23 protein-coding genes are annotated in these 19708 nt (G+C 67.0%); 20 read left to right on the top strand and 3 right to left on the bottom strand.

The genetic code is table 11. From position 1 onward, the window contains the following. Nucleotide 1: 1 nt before the first annotated feature. On the bottom strand, nt 2-688 hold the full coding sequence (locus tag KCTC_RS04835; protein ID WP_125567273.1) for a TetR/AcrR family transcriptional regulator: 687 nt from the start codon (nt 686-688) through the stop codon (nt 2-4). A 191-nt stretch (nt 689-879) separates the two neighbouring features. On the opposite strand from KCTC_RS04835, the gene KCTC_RS04830 reads away from it, so the two are divergent. The 3 genes from KCTC_RS04830 to KCTC_RS04820 all read left to right on the top strand — a co-directional run bounded on the left by KCTC_RS04830 (nt 880) and on the right by KCTC_RS04820 (nt 3483). Further along, on the top strand, nt 880-1407 hold the full coding sequence (locus KCTC_RS04830; RefSeq protein WP_125567271.1) for a hypothetical protein: 528 nt from the start codon (nt 880-882) through the stop codon (nt 1405-1407). A gap of 82 nt (nt 1408-1489) precedes the next feature. Further along, nucleotides 1490-1771, top strand: coding sequence for a DUF3039 domain-containing protein (locus tag KCTC_RS04825; protein ID WP_125567269.1), 282 nt, complete (start codon nt 1490-1492; stop codon nt 1769-1771). Beyond that, entirely contained in the window at nt 1729-3483 is a 1755-nt protein-coding gene (locus KCTC_RS04820; protein ID WP_125570018.1) for a DEAD/DEAH box helicase, read from the top strand. Before KCTC_RS04825 ends, KCTC_RS04820 begins: the two co-directional genes overlap by 43 nt. 58 nt (nt 3484-3541) lie before the next feature. Here the strand turns inward: KCTC_RS04820 and KCTC_RS04815 are convergent, their stop codons facing one another. Both KCTC_RS04815 and KCTC_RS04810 read right to left on the bottom strand, forming a co-directional pair. Continuing rightward, nucleotides 3542-4741, bottom strand: coding sequence for an MFS transporter (locus KCTC_RS04815; protein ID WP_125567267.1), 1200 nt, complete (start codon nt 4739-4741; stop codon nt 3542-3544). Further along, nucleotides 4738-5139, bottom strand: coding sequence for a MarR family winged helix-turn-helix transcriptional regulator (locus KCTC_RS04810; RefSeq protein ID WP_125567265.1), 402 nt, complete (start codon nt 5137-5139; stop codon nt 4738-4740). Before KCTC_RS04810 ends, KCTC_RS04815 begins: the two co-directional genes overlap by 4 nt. 86 nt (nt 5140-5225) lie before the next feature. Here KCTC_RS04810 and clpS point away from each other — a divergent pair, with 86 nt between their 5' ends. The 17 genes from clpS (at nt 5226) to KCTC_RS04725 (ending at nt 19685) form a co-directional block, all read left to right on the top strand. Further along, entirely contained in the window at nt 5226-5513 is a 288-nt protein-coding gene (gene clpS, locus KCTC_RS04805) for an ATP-dependent Clp protease adapter ClpS (protein WP_125567263.1), read from the top strand. Next, on the top strand, nt 5510-6142 hold the full coding sequence (locus KCTC_RS04800) for a DUF2017 domain-containing protein (protein WP_125567261.1): 633 nt from the start codon (nt 5510-5512) through the stop codon (nt 6140-6142). Before clpS ends, KCTC_RS04800 begins: the two co-directional genes overlap by 4 nt. A 43-nt stretch (nt 6143-6185) precedes the next feature. Then, nucleotides 6186-6623 carry a Mov34/MPN/PAD-1 family protein gene (locus tag KCTC_RS04795; protein ID WP_125567259.1) on the top strand — a complete coding sequence of 146 codons (438 nt, stop codon included), beginning with the start codon at nt 6186-6188 and terminating at the stop codon, nt 6621-6623. Nucleotides 6624-6640: 17 nt separating this feature from the next. Continuing rightward, nucleotides 6641-6931 (top strand): MoaD/ThiS family protein, encoded by a 291-nt coding sequence (locus KCTC_RS04790; protein WP_125567257.1) that lies wholly within the window; start codon nt 6641-6643, stop codon nt 6929-6931. Nucleotides 6932-6971: 40 nt separating this feature from the next. Beyond that, entirely contained in the window at nt 6972-7919 is a 948-nt protein-coding gene (locus KCTC_RS04785; RefSeq protein WP_125567255.1) for a cysteine synthase, read from the top strand. A 131-nt stretch (nt 7920-8050) separates the two neighbouring features. Continuing rightward, entirely contained in the window at nt 8051-8851 is an 801-nt protein-coding gene (murI, locus tag KCTC_RS04780) for a glutamate racemase (protein WP_125567254.1), read from the top strand. Then, nucleotides 8848-9603 carry an MBL fold metallo-hydrolase gene (locus KCTC_RS04775; protein ID WP_125567252.1) on the top strand — a complete coding sequence of 252 codons (756 nt, stop codon included), beginning with the start codon at nt 8848-8850 and terminating at the stop codon, nt 9601-9603. The genes murI and KCTC_RS04775 overlap by 4 nt, the downstream gene beginning before the upstream one ends. A 52-nt stretch (nt 9604-9655) precedes the next feature. Next, nucleotides 9656-10360 (top strand): ribonuclease PH, encoded by a 705-nt coding sequence (rph, locus tag KCTC_RS04770; RefSeq protein ID WP_125567250.1) that lies wholly within the window; start codon nt 9656-9658, stop codon nt 10358-10360. Between the two features lie 13 nt (nt 10361-10373). Next, nucleotides 10374-10967, top strand: coding sequence for an RdgB/HAM1 family non-canonical purine NTP pyrophosphatase (gene rdgB, locus KCTC_RS04765; protein WP_125567248.1), 594 nt, complete (start codon nt 10374-10376; stop codon nt 10965-10967). A gap of 30 nt (nt 10968-10997) precedes the next feature. Further along, nucleotides 10998-11504 (top strand): TetR/AcrR family transcriptional regulator, encoded by a 507-nt coding sequence (locus KCTC_RS04760; protein ID WP_125567245.1) that lies wholly within the window; start codon nt 10998-11000, stop codon nt 11502-11504. Nucleotides 11505-11619: 115 nt separating this feature from the next. Then, entirely contained in the window at nt 11620-12141 is a 522-nt protein-coding gene (locus tag KCTC_RS04755) for a ribose-5-phosphate isomerase (protein ID WP_125567243.1), read from the top strand. A 3-nt stretch (nt 12142-12144) separates the two neighbouring features. Next, nucleotides 12145-12990: an Fpg/Nei family DNA glycosylase gene (locus KCTC_RS04750; protein ID WP_125567241.1), complete on the top strand. Its 846-nt coding sequence runs from the start codon at nt 12145-12147 to the stop codon at nt 12988-12990. Between the two features lie 9 nt (nt 12991-12999). Then, complete coding sequence (locus KCTC_RS04745) at nt 13000-14109, top strand: GuaB3 family IMP dehydrogenase-related protein (protein ID WP_125567239.1); 1110 nt, start codon at nt 13000-13002, stop codon at nt 14107-14109. Continuing rightward, the gene (locus tag KCTC_RS04740; protein WP_125567237.1) at nt 14109-14474 is read left to right on the top strand and encodes an RNA-binding S4 domain-containing protein; all 366 of its coding nucleotides are present in this window, start codon (nt 14109-14111) and stop codon (nt 14472-14474) included. The genes KCTC_RS04745 and KCTC_RS04740 overlap by 1 nt, the downstream gene beginning before the upstream one ends. A gap of 58 nt (nt 14475-14532) precedes the next feature. After that, nucleotides 14533-16299, top strand: a complete 1767-nt coding sequence (locus tag KCTC_RS04735) for a glycerol-3-phosphate dehydrogenase/oxidase (RefSeq protein WP_174233031.1) — start codon at nt 14533-14535, stop codon at nt 16297-16299. Between the two features lie 60 nt (nt 16300-16359). After that, nucleotides 16360-17973, top strand: a complete 1614-nt coding sequence (locus tag KCTC_RS04730; RefSeq protein WP_125567235.1) for a succinic semialdehyde dehydrogenase — start codon at nt 16360-16362, stop codon at nt 17971-17973. Then, complete coding sequence (locus KCTC_RS04725) at nt 17970-19685, top strand: GMC oxidoreductase (RefSeq protein WP_125567233.1); 1716 nt, start codon at nt 17970-17972, stop codon at nt 19683-19685. Before KCTC_RS04730 ends, KCTC_RS04725 begins: the two co-directional genes overlap by 4 nt. The last annotated feature ends 23 nt before the right edge of the window (nt 19686-19708 follow it).

Raw genomic sequence — 19708 nt, 5'->3', positions numbered from 1 at the left:
CTCAGGCCTGTTTTGCGGTGTCCTCGACCTGGGGTCGGGGCGCGAGGTTCTGCAGGCCGCTGAAGATCAGCCCGATCAGCACCTCGACGCGGCTGGCGGCTGCCTCGGGATCGGCGGACAGGGACACGTCCTCGCCGGCTGCCGACAGTGCACCCATGAAGATCCGCGACCAGGTCGCCTTGAAGTCGTCGGTGAGGTCCTGTCCGAGGGCACCGATGGTCGATTCGATGATGTCCTGCACCATCACGAGCGCGGAACGCTCTTCGTGCTCGCGGTAGCGCTCGTACCCGAGCACCGCCGGGCCCTCCTGGATGACCAGTCGGCGGTACGACGGGTCCTGCACTGCGCCGAGGAAGCTCCGCAGACCCTCGATCGCCCGGTCCCAGGGGTCGCGTACGTCCTTCATCGCCTGTTCGACGATGCGCACGGCTTCCTGCTCGAGGTCCTCGAAGACCGCCTCGAAGAGGGCCTGCTTGCCGCTGAAGTGGTGATACAGCGCGCCCTTGGTGACTTCGGCGCGCGCGACGATGGCGTCGAGGGAGGTGCTCGCGTACCCGTTCTCGGTGAAGAGCACCTTGGCCAGATCGATCAGCGTCCGTTTGGTGGAGGCCGAGATCCTGCGCGACGTCCCCGGAACCGATGGCAGCGGGACCTTGGGCACGAGTTTGCTCACTGTCGGCTTGGGCACCCGACCAACTCTAAGTGACGTACGCCACGTGCGTGACGGCGTGTCTTTGATTGCTTCGAGGGGAGCGTGTCGTGGGTCACGCACGGGGTGATCCAACCCACCCTCGCCACGGCTGGCATACCCGAAAACCGGGACGTACTGTCGGTACGTACTCCCGGTATGGAAGTACCTGACACAAGGGGGATTTGGCCATGACCTGGACGACTCACCACAACCGCGGACACGTGCTCCGCGAGATCGAGGCCGTCACTGCCGAACGTGGCGACGGTCTGCTTCCGATGGACCTGGATGGCGTGAGCGCCGTCTTCGATGACGAGATGGACATCCTCGCGGCGCTCCAGCTGCGTTGGTACACCCGACTGGCCGGGATGATCGAGCGTGAACTGTTCGACGCCGGCGACGCCAACCTCGAAGCCGCCGTGATCCACGCGTGGCACCTCACCTATGACGAGCTCCCCGGCGTACGCGCCGTGCTCGACCACTACAACGCGAACCCGACCAACGACGTGATGCGCCAGGCGCTCGCCACGGGTCGACTGAAGGAGCATCACCTGATCGCACTGATGGCGGGACTCGGCGGCTACGGCCACGAACTCTCCATCGCGGTCGGCGGCCGCCTCGAGAAGCGTGCTCGCGAGACCTACATCTCGGCTCTGCACGTCGCCGAGGTGCAGGAGCGCACCTCGATCCTCGACCGCGTCCGGGCTCTCGTCGCCTGACGCTCGAAAACTCCTGTCAACCCCGGTCCGCGGCTCATGTCGCAGGCCGGGGTTGTCGGTTCCGGTGACTAAAGTGAGGGCCATGGGTTTCCTCGGATTCGGCTCGAAGAGCGACACGGCCGTCAAGGAGCGCACGGACGATCGGACTCGTGAGGTCCCGCTCGAGGAGGGCGATCACGATCGCTTCTCGCACTACGTCGACAAGGACACCCTGACCGAGGCGATGGTGATGGGTTATCCCGTCGTCGGTCTGTGCGGCAAGGTCTGGGTTCCGAGTCGTGACGGGGCCAAGTTCCCGGTCTGCCCCGAGTGCAAGGAGATCTGGGAAGGCCTCCCCGACGACTCCAGCGGCGACAAGGAGTGACCTTCCGCCTTCGGGCGTGGCAGCAGGAAGCGCTGTCGCGCTATCTGGACGAGCGTCCACGTGACTTCCTGGCGGTCGCAACGCCGGGTGCCGGCAAGACCACCTTCGCGCTGGCCATCGCCGCCGAACTGCTCTCGCGCCGGGTGATCGAACGCGTCACCATCGTGACCCCGACCGATCACCTCAAGACCCAGTGGGCCGAGGCCGCAGCACGGGCCGGGATCCCGATCGACCCGGCGTACTCGGTCGGTCAAGGCAAGACCTCGGCGGAGTATGTGGGTGTTGCGCTGACGTACGCCGGCGTCGCCGTCAACCCGCTGGCGCTGCGGATCCGGACCGAGCGATTCAAGACGCTGGTCATCCTCGACGAGATCCACCACGCCGGCGATGCGATGAGTTGGGGTGAGGGCGTACGCGAGGCGTTCCAGCCCGCGACCCGACGCATCTCGCTCACCGGCACGCCGTTCCGCTCAGACATCAACCCGATCCCGTTCGTGACCTACGTTCCAGGCTCGGACGGGATCGGTCGCTCGGTGGCCGATTACACGTACGGCTACGCCGAGGCGCTCGCTGATCATGTCGTCCGCCCGGTGCTGTTCATGGCGTACTCGGGCGACATGTCCTGGCGTACGCGCGCCGGTGACGAGATCACCGCTCGGCTGGGGGAGCCGCTGACGAAGGACCTCACCGCGCAGGCGCTCCGGACGGCGTTGGACCCGTCGGGGTCGTGGATCCCGGCGGTGCTCTCGGCTGCGGACAAGCGTCTGGACGAGGTACGCAAGAACGTCCCGGACGCCGGCGGACTGGTGATCGCCTCGGACCAGGACAGCGCCCGCGCGTACGCGAAGACCCTGAAGCAGATCACCGGGGAACTGCCGACGATCGTCCTGTCCGACGAGAAGGCGGCCTCGAAGAAGATCGCAACCTTCTCCACGGGCGACGCGCGCTGGATGGTCGCCGTCCGGATGGTGTCGGAAGGCGTCGACGTACCCCGTCTGGCCGTCGGTGTGTACGCCACGACCACCGCGACGCCCCTGTTCTTCGCCCAGGCCGTGGGCCGTTTTGTACGTGCTCGTGCACGTGGTGAGACCGCCTCGGTGTTCCTGCCTTCGGTGCCCTCACTGCTCGGCTTCGCCGCCGAACTGGAAGTCGCACGCGATCACGTCCTGGCCAGGCGTGCCAACCCCGATGACCTGTTCGACAGCGAGGACGCTCTGCTCGCGCAGGCCCAGGCCGGCGACGGGGCCAGCGACGAGCTCAACAACGAGTGGGCGGCACTCGACTCCCAGGCGCGGTTCGACAGGGTGCTCTTCGACGGCGGCGAGTTCGGCCATGCGGGTGAGGTCCATGTCGGATCGGATGAGGAGATGGACTTCCTCGGTATCCCGGGCCTGCTCGACCCCGCGCAGATGCGTGAGTTGCTGCAGCAACGTGTGGCCAAGGGTGCCAAGGACAAGATGCGTGACGACCGTGCTGCGCAAGCCTCGGAGGCTCTGACCGAGACGGCGACATTCGATCAGCTCGGCGTACTGCGCCGTGAACTCAACTCACTTGTCGCCGCGTGGCACCACCGGACCTCGGAGCCGCACGGCGTCATCCACTCGCGACTGCGCAAGGCGTGTGGGGGACCCGCGGCTGCTGTGGCGACCGGTGACCAGCTCCGGGCCCGGATCGACCAGTTGCGCGACTGGGCCGCGAAGCCTGCGGTGTGACCGCCTCGTGCGCACCAGCGAGCGCCATGGCCCCCGCTGATGCGCACAAGGCGGCGGGTCAGTCGGCGACGAGGACGTCCTCAAGCAGCTGCTCGCCGGTCTCGACCGGTGTCTGCTTGAGCAGCCCGCCGCCGAAGGCGAGCGCGACGGTACCGAGCGCGACGGCGATCGCGCCGAAGTAGAACGGTGCGTTGACACCGTCGTGCTGCAGCAGCTTGCCGGCGATGTACGGACCGGCGGCGCCGCCGGAGAAGCGAACGAACGAGTACGCAGCCGAGGCGACCGGGCGCTCGACGGGTGCTGCATGCATCACCGCCTCGGTCACGAGCGTGTTGGTCACACCCAGGAACGCTCCGGCAACGACGATGCCCGCCGTCACAGTTGTCTCGTTGTCGGCTCCGATGGCCATGATCAGCAGATCGAGAGCGAACAGCCCGAGGGCGGCCATCAGGACCGGCACTGTTCCGAAGCGGCGCTGCAGCGCAGGTGCGACCCAGACGGATGCGACGGCCAGCAGTAGCCCCCAGCCGAAGAAGGTCCAGCCGATTTGCATCACGCCGTACGTCGGCAGGGCGAACGGGCCTGCGGCCAGGAGCGTGAAGAAGCCGAGGTTGTAGAAGACCGCCACGACCGCGAGCAGAGCCAGACCCGGGTGGCGTAGGGCCTTGAGGGGCTCGGAGAGGGACGTACGCCGTGCCGGCGCGGGTGTCGCTGGCAGCAGGAAGAACGTGGCCACCAGGGCGATCGCCATCAGCACCGAGACGCCGAAGAACGGTGCGCGCCAGGACTGCTGACCGAGCAGGCCGCCGACCAGCGGCCCGGAGGCGATGCCGAGGCCCAGGGCTGCCTCGAACAGGATGATCGCGTTGCCGACGCCGCCTGACGACGCGGCCACGATGGTGGCCAGTGCGGTGGCGATGAAGAGGGCATTGCCCAGACCCCAGCCGGCGCGGAAGCCGATCACGGCACCCACCGTGCTGGAGCTGCCAGCGAGCGCCGCCGAGATGATGATGAGCAGCAGTCCGATGAGCAGTGTCTTCTTCGGACCGATCCGGCTCGAGACCCAGCCGGTGATGAGCATCGCGACGCCCATGACCGCCATGTAGCTGGTGAACAACAGGCTGACCTGGCTCGGCGAGGCGCCGAGCTTGGCGGCGATCGACTTGAGGATCGGGTCCACCAGGCCGATGCCCATGAAGGCGATGACGCAGGCGAATGCCACCGCCCACACGGCGCGCGGTTGCTTCAACAGACTCATTCAGAGACCTCCGAGGTCAAGGTGCGAAGCACGTGGATCGTGGTGGCCACCTCGGCGGGGGTGCAGTCACCGAGGCGTGCTGCCGCGGCAGCCCCGAGCGCTGTCCGCATGGTTGCCAGTTCGGTACGCCCCGCGGCGGTGAGCTCGATCAGCGAACTCCGGGCATCATCGGGGTGCGGGCGGCGGCTGACGTACCCGTCGAGTTCGATCTGGCGGATCTGCGCGGACATCGTCGGTTGGGCACAGTTGTCGGCGGTGGCGAGCTGCGAGATCCCGGTCGGTCCGAGCTCATCGAGCAGTGAGAGCACCCGGATGTAGGCAGGAAGATCGAGTTCGCGTCGTACCTGTCGGATGAGCCGCGCGGCGTACATCACGATCTCGGTGGCTGGCTGGGGCATGGCTCCAAAATAACATAGGAAACCTATGTAATGTCAAGGTGGACCACGCCGCCAGACTTCTCGCCACGGCGTGGCAGGCTTGTCCCATGACCGCTCCCATCGAGCTGGACGATCCACGTACCGAGGACCTCGTCGTCTCCGACACACCGTGGATCACCATCGTCTGGAACGACCCGGTGAACCTGATGTCGTACGTGACGTTCGTCTTCCAGCAGTACTTCGGCTACCCGAAGAAGCGCGCCGAGAAGTTGATGATGGAGGTGCACCGGGACGGCCGCAGCACGGTCAGCAACGGCACCCGCGAGGCGATGGAGCGCGACGTCCAGGCAATGCACGAATTCGGGCTGTGGGCGACGTTGGAGAAGCAGACGTGAGCGGATTCGCTGCCGCAGGTGGCCGAAGCTCCCAGCCGGGGTTCACCTATCACCGGCGCAGCCGCCAGGTGATTGGTACGTTCGCGGGTTTCGAGGCGGACCTGTTGCGTTCCCTGGCCGGCCAGATGGTTGAACTGCTGCGCAGCGAGTCGGCGCTGCCCGCCGAGCCGAGCGATCCGTTCGAGGCGATGTTCGACTTCCACGGCCCGACCACGGCTCCCGAGGATCCAGTGCTGGCTCGGCTGTTCCCCGACGCCTACCTCGATGATGAGGAGTCCGCGGGGGAGTTCCGTCGATTCACCGAGTCCGCGCTGCGCAACCGCAAGGTCGCGAACGCCTCCGCCATTGTCGACGCTCTCGACGACGCCGGGTTGCCGGACGAGCCGGACGACGACATCACGATCGACGTCGAACTCGACCGCGGCGCCGCCACCGCGTGGATGACCTCGTTGACCGACATCCGACTCGCGCTCGCCACCCGGCTGGGGGTGGAGGACGACGACGAGGACCGCTGGATCGAGCTTCCTGAGGAGGACCCGGCCCGGCAGGTGTACGCCATCTACCACTGGACCGGATTCCTCCAGGAAACCTTGGTCGAGTCCCTGTCCAAGGCCGTCTCCCACGCGTGAGATCGGGTCGGTCACCCCGGTCGGCCCCGCTTAGGCTTGATGCGTGTTGACGATCGACCAGGCCACCTACGACGCCATCGTCGGCCATGCCAAGCGGGACCATCCCGACGAGGCGTGCGGGATCGTGGCCGGGCCTGAGGGCACGGATCGCCCGGAGCGCTTCATCGAGATGGTGAACGCGGCCGGTTCGCCGACCTTCTACGAGTTCGATTCCACCGAGTTGCTGCAGCTCTACAAGGACCTGTGGGCCAACGACGAGGAGCCGGTGATCGTCTATCACTCGCACACCGCGACGGAGGCGTACCCGAGCCGGACCGACATCGGTTTGGCCAACGAGCCGAACGCCCACTACGTCCTGGTGTCGACGCGAGAGCATGGAAATGACAGCGGACCGGTAGAGTTTCGCTCCTACCGGATCGTGGACGGCACGGTCACCGAGGAAGAAATCTCGGTAGTTCCGACGTTGGACCCGGCAGTCTGAGATCTGAGGAGAACATCGTGGCCATTGAGGTCCGCATCCCGACCATCCTGCGTACGTACACCGCAGGCGAGAAGGCCGTCCCGGCCGCCGGCGACACCCTGTCGGCGCTGATCGACGACCTCGAGGCCAACCACTCGGGGATCAAGGCGCGCCTGATCGACGAGAAGGACGGCGCTGTCGACCTTCGTCGCTTCGTCAACATCTACGTCAACGACGAGGACGTACGCTTCCTCGGCGGCCTCGAGGCCGCGCTCAAGGACGGCGACCAGGTCGTCATCCTGCCGGCAGTCGCGGGCGGCGCTCGCTAGGTCTCGAGCCGGCCCTGGGCCTACTCGACCAACGATCATGGTGCGCTACGACAGCCTGCTGACCTCCCTCGGCAACACGCCGTTGGTGGGGCTTCCGCGACTGTCGCCGAGCGCGGACGTACGCCTCTGGGCCAAGCTCGAGGACCGCAACCCGACCGGATCCATCAAGGACCGTCCCGCTCTGAAGATGATCGAGCACGCCGAGAAGGACGGGCTGCTCCGTCCCGGGTGCACGATCCTCGAGCCGACCTCGGGCAACACCGGTATCTCGATCGCCATGGCGGCCAAACTCAAGGGCTACCGCTGCGTCTTCGTGATGCCGGAGAACACCTCGGACGAGCGTCGGGTGCTGCTTCGGATGTGGGGCGCGGAGATCATTTCCTCGCCGGCAGCCGGGGGATCCAACGAAGCCGTGCGGGTGGCCAAGCGGATGGCCGCCGAGCACCCCGACTGGGTGATGCTCTACCAGTACGGCAACCCGGCCAACGCGCTCGCGCACCAGGAGGGCACGGGTCCCGAACTGCTCGCGGACCTGCCGTCGATCACCCACTTCGTCGCTGGTCTCGGCACGACCGGGACCCTGATGGGCACCTCGCGCTTCTTCCGCGAGCACAAGCCGGACGTACGTATCGTCGCGGCCGAGCCGCGCTACGGCGAGTTGGTCTACGGCCTGCGCAACCTCGACGAGGGCTTCGTGCCCGAGTTGTACGACTCGGATCTGATCGACGCGCGCTTCTCGGTCGGTCCTCGCGACGCCGTACGCCGCGTCCGCGAGTTGCTCGAACTCGAGGGCATCTTCGCCGGCATCTCCACCGGCGCGATCCTGCATGCCGCACTCGGCCAGGCGGCCAAGTCCGTCGCGGCGGGGGAGAAGGCCGACATCGCTTTCGTGATCGCCGACGGCGGCTGGAAGTATCTGTCGACCGGTGCCTACGAGGGCACGATCGATCAAGCAGAAGAGCGCCTCGAAGGACAGCTCTGGGCCTAGTCGAACCGTCACTTTTCGCCTCGAACCGTCAGATTGGGCGCTGCCGTTTTTCCGGCCAGGTTTGGGTCGCCGAATGTGACGGTTCGAGGCGAAAAAGTGACGGTTCGGCTTTCCCTCTAGACTCCAGACTCGTGCTTGACGTGGATGCCCCGATCGGAGTCTTCGATTCCGGATTCGGTGGGCTCACGGTCGCACGATCGATCATCGACCAGCTGCCCCACGAGTCGATCGTGTACGTCGGTGACACTGCTCGAGCACCGTACGGTCCGAAGCCGATCGCCGAGGTGCGTGAGTACGCACTCGAGTGCCTCGACATGCTCGTGGACCGCGGTGTCAAAGCCTTGGTGATCGCCTGCAACAGCGCCAGCGCAGCGATGCTGCGCGACGCCCGCGAACGCTATGACGTCCCGGTGATCGAGGTCATCCTGCCCGCCACGCGCCGCGCGGTCGCCGCGACCAAGACCGGTCGGATCGGGGTCATCTGCACCCGCGCGACGGCCGAGTCGGAGGCGTACGACGACGCCTTTGCCGCTGCCCCGCAGATCGTGTTGGAGACGCAGGCATGTCCACGGTTCGTGGAATTCGTCGAGGCCGGGATCACGGGTGGCGACGACTTGCTGGCGGCAGCGCATGAGTACCTCGATCCGCTTGCCGGTGTCGACACCCTGATCCTCGGCTGCACCCACTACCCGCTGCTCACCGGCGTGATCTCGTACGTCATGGGTGACGGCGTCACCCTCGTGTCGAGCGCCGAAGAATGCGCAAAAGACGTGTACAAGATGTTGGCGGGGAGTAACTTGATGCGGCCGAGCGGTGTGCCGATCCATCAGTTCCTCACCACCGGTGACCCGCAGGAATTCGAGTCCATCGGACGACGGTTCCTCGGGCCAGAACTTGTCGGTGCTCAGCAGTACGTCGGAGGGTTGGCATGAAGCTCACCATCGTCGGGTGCGCCGGTTCCTACCCGGGGCCGGAGTCCCCAGCGTCCTGCTACCTCGTCCAGGACGAGTTCGAGGGCCGGACCTGGTCGATCATCCTCGACATGGGCAACGGAGCCCTCGGGGCTCTGCACAGATACGTCGACCCGCTCGAGATCGACGCCGTGTTCCTGTCGCACCTGCATGCCGACCACTGCATCGACATGACGTCCTACTACGTCCTGCGCAAGTACCACCCGACCGGTCCGCAGCCGCAGTTGCCCGTCTGGGGTCCGCGCGGGAGCGAGCGGCGGCTCTCCAAGGCGTACGACCTCCCCAAGGGCGGGATGACCGAGGAGTTCGAGTTCCACCGCTTCGAGGGGCCCGTGCACATCGGTCCGTTCACCATTGAGGCCCGTGAGGTCGAGCATCCCGTGACCGCGTACGCGATGCGGATCACGGTCGGCGACAAGGTCCTGGCGTACACAGGCGACTCGGGTGTCACACCGGTGCTGAACGAGATCGCTTCGCAGGCCGATCTCCTGCTCGCCGAGGCGTCGTTCCTCGAAGGGGTCGACAACCCGCCCGCGTTGCATCTCACCGGTCTCGAGGCCGCGGCGCTGGCCCATGAGGCGGGCGCGAAGCGACTCGTGCTGACTCACATGCCGGCCTGGCACGACCACGAGCGGATCATCGCCGACGCACACTCCGGTCCGTTCAAGGGGCCGATCCACGTGGCTGAGGCCGGCGCCACGTACAGGATCTAGGCATTCGATCCGCGGTCACAGCTGTGTCGGTGCCAGCCCCTAGGGTTGCCTCATGACCCGCGCAGACGGCCGTGCCGACGACGAACTCCGACAGATCAAGATCACCCGCCACTGGCTCGATCACGTGCCCGGCTCGGTGTTGGTGGAGTTCGGCCGGACCAAGGTGCTGTGTGCCGCATCCGCCTCCACCGGTGTCCCGCGCTGGCGTGCAGGCTCGGGGCTCGGCTGGGTCACGGCTGAATACGCGATGCTGCCGGCGGCGACCAACACCCGCAACGACCGCGAGTCCGTCAAGGGTCGCATCGGAGGGCGTACGCACGAGATCTCCCGACTGATCGGACGGTCGCTGCGCGGCATCATCGACGAGAAGGCTCTCGGCGAGAACACTATCCAGATCGATTGCGACGTCCTGCAGGCCGATGGCGGCACCCGCACCGCCGCGATCACGGGTGCGTACGTCGCACTTGCGGATGCGGTCGCTGCCCTTGGGGTCCCGAACGCGCTCACCGGATCGGTCGCCGCCGTCTCCGTCGGCATCATCGACAGCCTGCCACGCCTCGACCTCCCCTACGAGGAGGACGTACGCGCCGAGACGGACATGAACATCGTGATGACCGGCGCTGGTGCCTTTGTGGAGGTGCAGGGCACCGCTGAGCGTGCGGCCTTCTCGCGGACCGAGTTGGACGCGCTGCTGGCTCTGGGGGAGAAGGGTTGTGCCGATCTGACCCGGATCCAGATGGACGCGCTCCGGTCATGACGGACATGCGCCGGTGAGGCTCCATCTGGCCTCGCGCAACGCGAAGAAGATCGGGGAACTGAACCGCATCCTCGGGCCTTTGCTGCCCGGGCTCGACGTGGTCGGCCTGGACGACGTCGCCACCTACGCCGAACCGGTGGAGGACGGCTCGACGTTCGCGGACAACGCCCTCATCAAGGCGCGAGCCGGGTTCGCGGCGACCGGTCTCCCGACGGTCGCGGACGACTCGGGGCTCTGTGTCGATGCGCTCAACGGCATGCCGGGTGTGCTGTCGGCACGCTGGGCCGGACCGCCGCGGTCGGATACTCGGAACAACGCTCTCGTCCTGGCGCAGCTCGAGGATGTCGCCGACGAGCGACGAGGTGCTGGGTTCGCCTGTGCCATCGCGTACGTCGACAGCGATCGTGAGATCGTCGTCAGTGGCGAGATGCGCGGAACGATTCGTCGCGCGATCACCGGCGAGGGCGGTTTCGGCTACGACCCGATGTTCGAGCCTGCAGAGGCGCCGGGGCGTACGTCTGCGGAACTCACGCCGGCAGAGAAGGACGCGATCTCTCACCGGGGCCACGCGCTCCGCGCCCTTGCTGAGGCGCTGCGCACGGTCTGAAATGTCGGTGGCGGGTGCTGGAGTTCAGACATGTTCCCGAACGACCTTGAGGCAGACATGGTGGGCCGCGCGATCGAGACGATCGTGCTCCGACGAGGGCTGCCGGCGCCGAGTTTTCGCGCCATCGCCCGTGAGGCCAATGCGACGCATTCGACGGTTGCCAGCTGGTTCGGCTCCAAGGACGAGATGCTTCGCCGGTGTGGGATCGAGTTCGCGAGGCGACACCGGGATTGGCTGAGTCGGATAGCCGCGGACGGAGACCTCGAGGCCGTGGCTGCGCCAGAGACCGCGGCGAGCGACGGCGTGCGAGTGCGCTCGATGTGGATCGGTTGGGCGCGGACCTGTGAGGGCATGGAGATTGGTGTCAGGGCGGTGCATCAGGCGGAGCGGGAGGTGCTGCGGGACGCCCTGTTCTGGCGCACCGGCTCCTTCCCAGATGCGGCGGAGGTGACGCTGATCCATCGGGACGTCATCGGATCGTGGGATCTGGGGGTGTCCCTCCTGGATCTTCCGAACGTTCGGAAGGAGTGCGCGTGAGCCGTCCGAACGTTCGGAAGGAGTCCGCCTGAGCCGTCCGAACGTTCGGAAGATTCGGCGGGTGGTCCTTGGACGTGCCTCGGTTGCACCATCAGCGCGATGAGAGACTGAACTCATGCGCGTACACCTCGGTTGCGATCACGCCGGCCTGAACCTCAAGAGCCACCTCATCGCTCGCCTGACGGAGCTCGAGTACGAGGTCGTCGACCACGGCCCGTTCGTCTACGACGCGCTGGATGACTACCCGGTGTTCTGCATCCGCGCGGCCGAGGGTGTCGCCCGGGATCGCGCGGCGGGGATCGCAGACAGCCTCGGTGTCGTCATCGGTGGCTCCGGCAACGGCGAACAGATGGCGGCCAACAAGGTCGAGGGCATCCGCGCCGCGCTGGTGTGGAGCGACGAGACCGCCAAGCTCGCCCGCGATCACAACAACGCGCAGGTCGTCGCCGTGGGCGGTCGGATGCACGCCCTTGAGGACATGACGCGCTTCGTCGAGGTCTTCCTCAGCGAGCCGTTCAGCAACGACGAGCGGCACGTACGCCGCATTGATCAACTCACCGCGTACGACAAGGACGGCGTACGCCCCGCGCTGCCCGAGTCGGCGAAGGGCCTCGGTCCGGCCGAGGACCAGGACTGAGACGTGCCCGAGGGGCATCACCTGCACTTTCTTGCCGATCAGCTCACCCAGGCATTCGGCGGGGGACCGGTTCGGGTCAGCAGCCCCACCGGCCGGTTCGAGGCCGAGGCGGCTCAGCTGGACGGCCAGTCCGTCGAACGCGCCGACGCGTGGGGCAAGCAACTCTTCGTCGAGTTCGCCGATGAGCGGTACATCCACATTCATCTGGGTCTGATCGGCAAGCTCGACATTGTCGACAACCTCGGCCAACCACCCGTCGGACAGGTCCGGCTCCGCCTCGCCAACGAGCGCCGACTCGCTGACCTTCGCGGCGCCACGGCCTGTGATCTGTGGACCCGCGCCCAGGTCGAGGCCTGTGTCGCCAAGCTCGGACCCGACCCACTTCGACCGGACGCTGACGTCGACCGGGCGTGGACCCGGATCCACCGGAGCACCAAACCGATCGGCGCGCTGCTGATGGATCAGGCAGTGGTGGCCGGCATCGGCAACGTCTATCGCGCTGAACTACTGTTCCGTCACCGCATCGATCCGATGCGCCCCGGCGCCACGTTGCGCAGGTCCCAGTGGGACGCGATGTGGGCTGACCTCGTCGTCCTCATGCAGGACGGCTTCGCGAAGAACCGGATCGACACCGTCCGTCCGGAGCACATGCCCGAGGCGATGGGACGGGATCCGCGCGTCGATGATCACGGCGGCGAGGTGTACGTCTATCGGCGTGCCCAGATGCCGTGCCATGTCTGCGGCAGCGCCGTACGCATCGCCGATCTGGAGGGGCGCAACCTGTTCTGGTGCCCCACCTGTCAACCGAAGTTCCGGTCACGCGCACGCACGGATGCGCTGCGCACCTAGACTTCCCCGGTGACTGAGATCGAGATCGGCCGAGCCAAGCGCGCCCGCCGGGCGTACTCCCTTGACGAGGTGGCGATCGTCCCGAGCCGCCGCACGCGTGACCCGCAGGAGGTCAGCACCGACTGGCAGATCGACGCGTACCGGTTCTCCATCCCGGTCCTCGCTGCTCCGATGGACTCGGTGATGTCGCCGGCGACCGCCATCGCGCTCGGCCAGATGGGCGGCCTCGGCGTCCTCAACCTCGAGGGACTCTGGACCCGGTACGAGGACCCGACCGCTCTGCTCGCCGAGATCTCGCAGCTCGACGGCGAGTCGGCGACCGCGCGCTTCCAGGAGATCTACTCCGAGCCGATCAAGGCCGAGCTGATCACCCGCCGCCTGCAGGAGATCCGGGAGGCGGGCGTGACCGTCGCCGGTGCCCTGAGCCCGCAGCGTACGAAGGAATTCGCCAAGACTGTCGTGGACGCCGGCGTCGACATGTTCGTCATTCGGGGCACCACAGTGAGCGCCGAGCACGTGAGCGGTCAGTGCGAGCCGCTGAACCTCAAGGACTTCATCTACGAGCTCGACGTCCCCGTCATCGTCGGCGGGTGCGCGACCTATCAGGCTGCCCTGCACCTGATGCGTACCGGCGCAGCGGGCGTCCTGGTCGGCTTCGGTGGCGGAGCTGCGCACACCACACGTACGGTCCTCGGCGTCTCGGTGCCCATGGCCAGCTCGATCGCCGACGTTGCGGCGGCCCGTCGCGACTACCTCGACGAGTCCGGCGGTCGGTACGTGCACGTCATCGCCGACGGGTCGATCGGCAAGTCCGGTGACCTCGCCAAGGCCATCGCCTGTGGCGCCGACGCCGTCATGGTCGGCAGCCCCTTCGCCCGCGCAACCGACGCCCCCGGGCACGGCGCCCACTGGGGTGCGGAGGCGCACCACGCAACGCTCCCGCGGGGCCAACGGGTCGTGTTCGACCAGGTCGGCTCGCTGGAGGAGATCCTGTACGGCCCATCGCACGTGGCCGACGGCACCATGAACCTGATCGGTGCGCTGAAGCGTTCAATGGCCACCACGGGTTACACCGATCTCAAGGAGTTCCAGAGGATCGAGATAGTTCTCGAGGGCTGATGTCTCGCGTCGACGCCTGGTGCTGGTCGGTCCGGCTCTTCAAGAGTCGGTCACTGGCGACCGCGGCTGCCAAGGGCGGCCACATCCGGGTCAACGGCGTACGCGCCAAGCCGGCGCAGGTGCTCAAGATCGGCGATGAGGTACGCGTCGTCACCGACCGCGAGCACATCCTGATCGTCCGGGAACTGCTCAACAAGCGCGTCGGCGCACCGCAGGCGGCATTGGCGTACGAGGACCGCACACCAGCACTTCCACCGAAGCCGGAACGGATCCTGCCGGTCTTCCAGCGTGAGCGGGGGGCGGGGAGGCCGACCAAGCGCGACCGGCGTCTGCTGGAGCGACTGAAGAACCTCGACGACTCGTGATGCGGACGATCTCTTGGGCATCCAAGAATCGCCCCTCCCGACGCCGTACGCTCCACCCATGACCACCCTCGGTGCCATGGACGCTGCTCAACGCGAGAGCGCGATCGCAGCGCTCGCCGGTACGGCTGGCGAGCCGGAACTCGATGTCCTGGTGGTGGGCGGCGGGATCGTCGGCGCGGGCGTCGCCCTCGACGCGGTCACCCGTGGGCTCAACACCGGTCTCGTCGAGCAGCGTGACCTCGCGAGCGGCACCAGCAGCCGCAGCAGCAAGCTCGTCCACGGCGGCCTCCGCTACCTCGAAATGCTCGATTTCGGGCTCGTACGCGAGGCGCTGCAGGAGCGTGGCCTTCTGGTCACCAAGCTCGCGCCGCATCTCGTACGACCCGTCCCGTTCCTCTACCCGCTGACCCATCCGGTCTGGGAGCGCGGCTACGTCGGTTCCGGTCTGCTGCTCTATGACGCAATGGCCGCCGTCGGTAAGCACAGCGGTCTGGGTCAGATGGGCCTTCCTCGGCACCGCCACCTGGGCAAGCGCGCGGTCCAGCGGATCGCCCCGGACTTCCGTTCCGACGCGATCACCGGAGCCATCCAGTACTACGACGCCCAGGTCGACGATGCCCGTCTGGTGACCACCATCGCGCGTACGGCAGCCCGTCACGGCGCCCAGATCGCGACGCGTACCCAGGTGATCGGCTTCGTACGCGAGGGCGAGCGGGTCGTCGGCGTACGCGCCAAGGATCTGGAGTCCGGGGTCGAGTTCGTCATCCGGGCTCGGGTCGTTGTCAATGCCGCAGGGGTCTGGACAGACGACATCCAGGAACTGGTCGGGGGACGCGGGTCGCTGCACGTGCAGGCGAGCAAGGGGATCCACCTGGTGGTGCCCCGCGACCGGATCCGCAGCGAGTCCGGCTTCATCGTGCGGACCGAGAAGAGCGTCCTCTTCGTGATCCCGTGGGGCCGCCACTGGATCATCGGCACGACTGACACCCCGTGGACCTATGACAAGGCTCACCCGGCCGCCACCCGTGCCGATATCGACTACCTCCTCGGCCACGTCAACGCGATCCTGCGCGAGCCGCTCGATCACGAGGACGTCGAGGGTGTGTACGCGGGCCTGCGGCCGTTGCTCACGGGCCAGTCGGACTCGACGGCGAAGCTCTCCCGCGAGCACACCGTGGTCACCCCGGTCCCGGGCCTGGTGATGATCGCGGGCGGCAAGCTGACGACCTATCGGGTGATGGCCAAGGACGCCGTGGACGCGGCGGTGCACTCGTTGAAGACGACGACCGATCAGGCGATCCAGGAGTCGATCACCGACAAGGTCCGCCTCCTCGGTGCGGAGAACTTCGAGACCCGCAGCAACCAGCGCGTCCTGCTGGCTCGACGGTCGGGGCTCCATGTCGCCCGAATCGATCATCTCCTGGGTCGCTACGGCGGTCTCATCGATGAGGTCCTCGACCTGATCCACCATCGGCGCGCGCTCGCGCTTCCCCTCGAGGGTGCCGAGGACTATCTCGCCGCCGAGGTCGTCTACGCGGTCACGCACGAGGGGGCCGTGCACCTCGATGACGTCCTGGTGCGGCGTACGCGGATCTCCATGGAGACCTTCGACCGCGGAGTGGCTGCGGCGCCGGCCGCGGCCCGGCTGATGGCCCAGGAGTTGGGCTGGGACGCCGAGCGCGTACGCGCCGAGGTCGAGCACTATCTCGAGCGCGTCACGGCCGAGCGTGCCAGCCAGCAGATGGTGACCGATGCTGCAGCCGACGAGGTACGTCTGCAGGCTCGCGATCACCTCCGGGAAGAGGCCCGTCCGAAGGGTCGCTGAGACGATCGCCACGACAACACGAGGTAGTCAGTGCGGGCCGCACCGTGTATCTTTGCGGACATGACGTCCCCCAATCCTGAGCGCCACCTCGTTGAGGGTCCGCGTGACCCCGAGCACGACGCGACCGCAACGTATGTGCTCGAGCCGGCGTACGTGACCCGTCTGACCGACCGGATCATCGCCACCTCCGGTGAGACCAAGCAGGCGACGAGTCCGATCAACCTCGCTCCGCTGGCGCAGATCCCGCAGTCCACCGAGGCCGACGTGGAGACCGCGTTCGAGCGGGCCCGGGCCGCCCAGAAGGTGTGGGCGCAGACCCCGTTCAGCGAGCGCGAGCGGTTGCTGCTCAAGCTGCACGACGTCGTGCTCGCGCGGCAGGCCGAGATCGCCGATGTCGTGGTGCTGGAGTCGGCCAAGGCTCGCAAGGATGCCTTCGCCGAGGTCCTGCACGTCGCCCTCACGGCCCGCTACTACGGCCGGACGCTGAGCAAGCACCTGGCTTCGCCGCGGCGCCCGGGTGTCTTCCCGGTCCTCACCAACGTCCACGTGAACCGGATCCCGAAGGGGATCGTCGGCATCATCTCGCCGTGGAACTACCCGTTCACGATGGCGCTGGTCGACGGTCTCGCTGCGGTGGCCGCGGGCAACGCGGTCGTGGCGAAGCCGGACGCTCAGACGATGCTCAGCGCGCTTCTCGCCGCCGAACTCCTTGATGAGGCCGGCTTCCCTGCGGGTCTGTGGAACATCGTGGCCGGACCCGGCTCCCGGGTCGGCACCCAGATCATCGAGCGTGCCGACTACATCTGCTTCACCGGTTCGACGGCGACCGGCAAGCTCATTGGCAAGCAGTGTGCGGAGCGGCTGATCGGCTGCTCGCTCGAACTCGGCGGCAAGAACCCGATGCTGATCCTCGCTGACGCCGATGTCGCGAAGGCAGCTGACGGTGCCGTCCGTGCGGTGTACTCGAACGCCGGTCAGCTCTGCGTCTCGATCGAGCGACTGTTCGTCGCCGACGAGGTCTACGACGAGTTCAAGGCACAGTTCGTGGCGCGTACGAAGGCCCTCACCCTGGGTGCGACGCTCGACTGGGAGAACGACATGGGCTCGCTCATTTCCCAGGACCAGCTCGACACCGCTGTCGCCCACGTCGAGGACGCCCGTTCCAAGGGCGCCACCGTCCTGGCCGGCGGCGAGGCCAGGCCGGACCTCAGCCCGTACTTCTTCGAGCCGACGATCCTCGAAGGCGTCACGCCGGAGATGACCTGCCACGGTCACGAGACGTTCGGACCCGTGGTGTCGCTCTACCGGTTCAAGACGGAGGACGAGGCGATCTCGCTGGCCAACGAGGGTGCATACGGCCTCAACGGCTCGATCTTCTCGAAGGACGTCAAGCGAGCTCGCGAGCTCGCCAAGCAGGTCAAGTGCGGCACGATCAACATCAACGAGGCGTACGCGGCGACCTTCGCCAGCATCGATGCGCCCATGGGTGGCATGCGCGAGTCCGGCACCGGTCGCCGTCAGGGCGCCGAGGGCCTGCTGCGGTACACCGAGACGCAGTCCGTGGCCTCCCAGTCAGTCGTCCCGTTGGCTCCGTCCTTCGGCCTCTCCGAGGAGCAGTACGCCAAGGTGATGACCCTGTCCATGAAGGTCCTGAAGGCGGTCGGACGCGCATGAGCAACCACTACGACGTCCTGATCATCGGTTCGGGCTTCGGAGGGTCGGTCTCGGCGCTGCGCCTGACCGAGAAGGGCTACAAGGTCGGCGTCCTCGAGGCTGGCGCCCGCTTCCGTGACGAAGACTTCGCCACCACCTCGTGGGACCTCAAGAAGTTCCTCTTCCGCCCTGAGGCCGGCTGCTACGGCATCCAGCGCATCGACATGGTCAAGGACGCAGTCATCCTCGCCGGCGCGGGCGTCGGCGGCGGGTCGTTGGTCTACGCCAACACGTTGTACGAACCGCTCGACCCGTTCTACAACGACAAGTCGTGGGCTCACATCACCGACTGGAAGTCGGAGCTCTCGCCGTACTACGACCAGGCCAAGCGGATGCTCGGCGTCGTCATCAACCCGTACGAGACCCCGGCCGACCAGATCATGAAGAAGGTCGCCGCGGATCTCGGTGTGGCGGACAGCTATCACGCCACTCCGGTGGGCGTCTTCTTCGGTGACACGGACGGCCCCCGCGGCCAGGATGTCGCCGATCCGTACTTCGGCGGAGAAGGCCCGGCGCGTACGACCTGCACCAACTGCGGTGAGTGCATGTCCGGATGCCGGCACAACGCCAAGAACACCCTGGTCAAGAACTACCTCTACCTGGCCGAGAAGAACGGCGCCGAGATCCACCCCCTGACCACGGTGACGCGCGTCGTCCCGCGGTCCGGCGGCGGGTACGAGGTGCACACCCGCTGGACGAAGGCGAAGTTGTCGCGTCGTACCGCGGTCAAGACCTTCACCGCTGACCAGGTCATCTTCAGCGCCGCCGCGATCGGCACGCAGAAGCTGCTGCACAAGCTGAAGGCCACTGGCGACCTCCCGATGATCTCGGACCGGCTCGGCGAGCTGACGCGTACTAACTCCGAGGCGATCCTCGGCGCGATCGCACCCGACCTGCAGATCGACTACTCCGAGGGGGTGGCGATCACCTCCTCGATCCACCCGGATGCGCACACGCACTTCGAACCGGTCAGGTACGGCCACGGCTCGAACTCGATGTCGCTGCTCACCACGGTGCTCACCGACGGTGGTCCGGGCCGCTTGGGCCGGTGGGGCAAGGAGATGTGGTCCCAGCGCAGGAACATCTCGAAGCTCTACGACTTCAAGCACTGGTCGGAGCGGATGATCGTGCTGCTGGTCATGCAGGCCAAGGACAACTCGATCACCGTCTTCCCGAAGAAGACCCCGTTCGGCTACACCTTGTCGTCCAAGCAGGGTCACGGTGAGCCGAACCCGACCTGGATCCCGGTCGCCAACGACGGTGCCCGCCTGATGGCCAAGCACATGTCGACCGAGAACGGCGAGGGCTATGCCGGCGGCACCATGGGAGAGCCTTTCAACGTCCCGATGACCGCACACTTCATCGGTGGTTGCGCGATCGGCGACTCGCCCGACACCGGCGTCGTCGACCCGTACCAGCGTTTGTACGGCTACGAGGGTCTGCACATCGTCGATGGCTCGACCATCTCCGCCAACCTCGGCGTGAACCCGTCGCTCACCATCGCCACCCAGGCGGAGCGGGCGATGTCGTTCTGGCCCAACAAGGGTGAGGAAGACACGCGCCCGGCGGTGGGGGAGGCGTACGTACGCCTGCAGCCCGTGCCGCCGAACGCACCGGCCGTCCCGCCGACGGCTCCGGCAGCCCTGAGGTTGCCGATCGTCGGGGTCTCCTGAGCGGACTCACCCCGGAAATCACC

This window comes from Nocardioides baekrokdamisoli, from assembly GCF_003945325.1.
GTDB classification, from domain to species: Bacteria; Actinomycetota; Actinomycetes; order Propionibacteriales; family Nocardioidaceae; genus Nocardioides; species Nocardioides baekrokdamisoli.
This window is presented reverse-complemented; position numbering and strand designations above follow the sequence as displayed.

Coding starts and splice junctions, on each gene's coding strand:
- KCTC_RS04730 (WP_125567235.1), top strand. CDS start 16,360: ATGACGTCCCCCAATCCTGAGCGCCACCTCGTTGAGGGTCCGCGTGAC.
- KCTC_RS04755 (WP_125567243.1), top strand. CDS start 11,620: ATGCGCGTACACCTCGGTTGCGATCACGCCGGCCTGAACCTCAAGAGC.
- KCTC_RS04725 (WP_125567233.1), top strand. CDS start 17,970: ATGAGCAACCACTACGACGTCCTGATCATCGGTTCGGGCTTCGGAGGG.
- KCTC_RS04825 (WP_125567269.1), top strand. CDS start 1,490: ATGGGTTTCCTCGGATTCGGCTCGAAGAGCGACACGGCCGTCAAGGAG.
- clpS (WP_125567263.1), top strand. CDS start 5,226: ATGACCGCTCCCATCGAGCTGGACGATCCACGTACCGAGGACCTCGTC.
- KCTC_RS04775 (WP_125567252.1), top strand. CDS start 8,848: ATGAAGCTCACCATCGTCGGGTGCGCCGGTTCCTACCCGGGGCCGGAG.
- KCTC_RS04830 (WP_125567271.1), top strand. CDS start 880: ATGACCTGGACGACTCACCACAACCGCGGACACGTGCTCCGCGAGATC.
- KCTC_RS04735 (WP_174233031.1), top strand. CDS start 14,533: ATGACCACCCTCGGTGCCATGGACGCTGCTCAACGCGAGAGCGCGATC.
- KCTC_RS04810 (WP_125567265.1), bottom strand. CDS start 5,139: ATGCCCCAGCCAGCCACCGAGATCGTGATGTACGCCGCGCGGCTCATC.
- KCTC_RS04740 (WP_125567237.1), top strand. CDS start 14,109: ATGTCTCGCGTCGACGCCTGGTGCTGGTCGGTCCGGCTCTTCAAGAGT.
- KCTC_RS04815 (WP_125567267.1), bottom strand. CDS start 4,741: ATGAGTCTGTTGAAGCAACCGCGCGCCGTGTGGGCGGTGGCATTCGCC.
- rph (WP_125567250.1), top strand. CDS start 9,656: ATGACCCGCGCAGACGGCCGTGCCGACGACGAACTCCGACAGATCAAG.
- KCTC_RS04760 (WP_125567245.1), top strand. CDS start 10,998: ATGTTCCCGAACGACCTTGAGGCAGACATGGTGGGCCGCGCGATCGAG.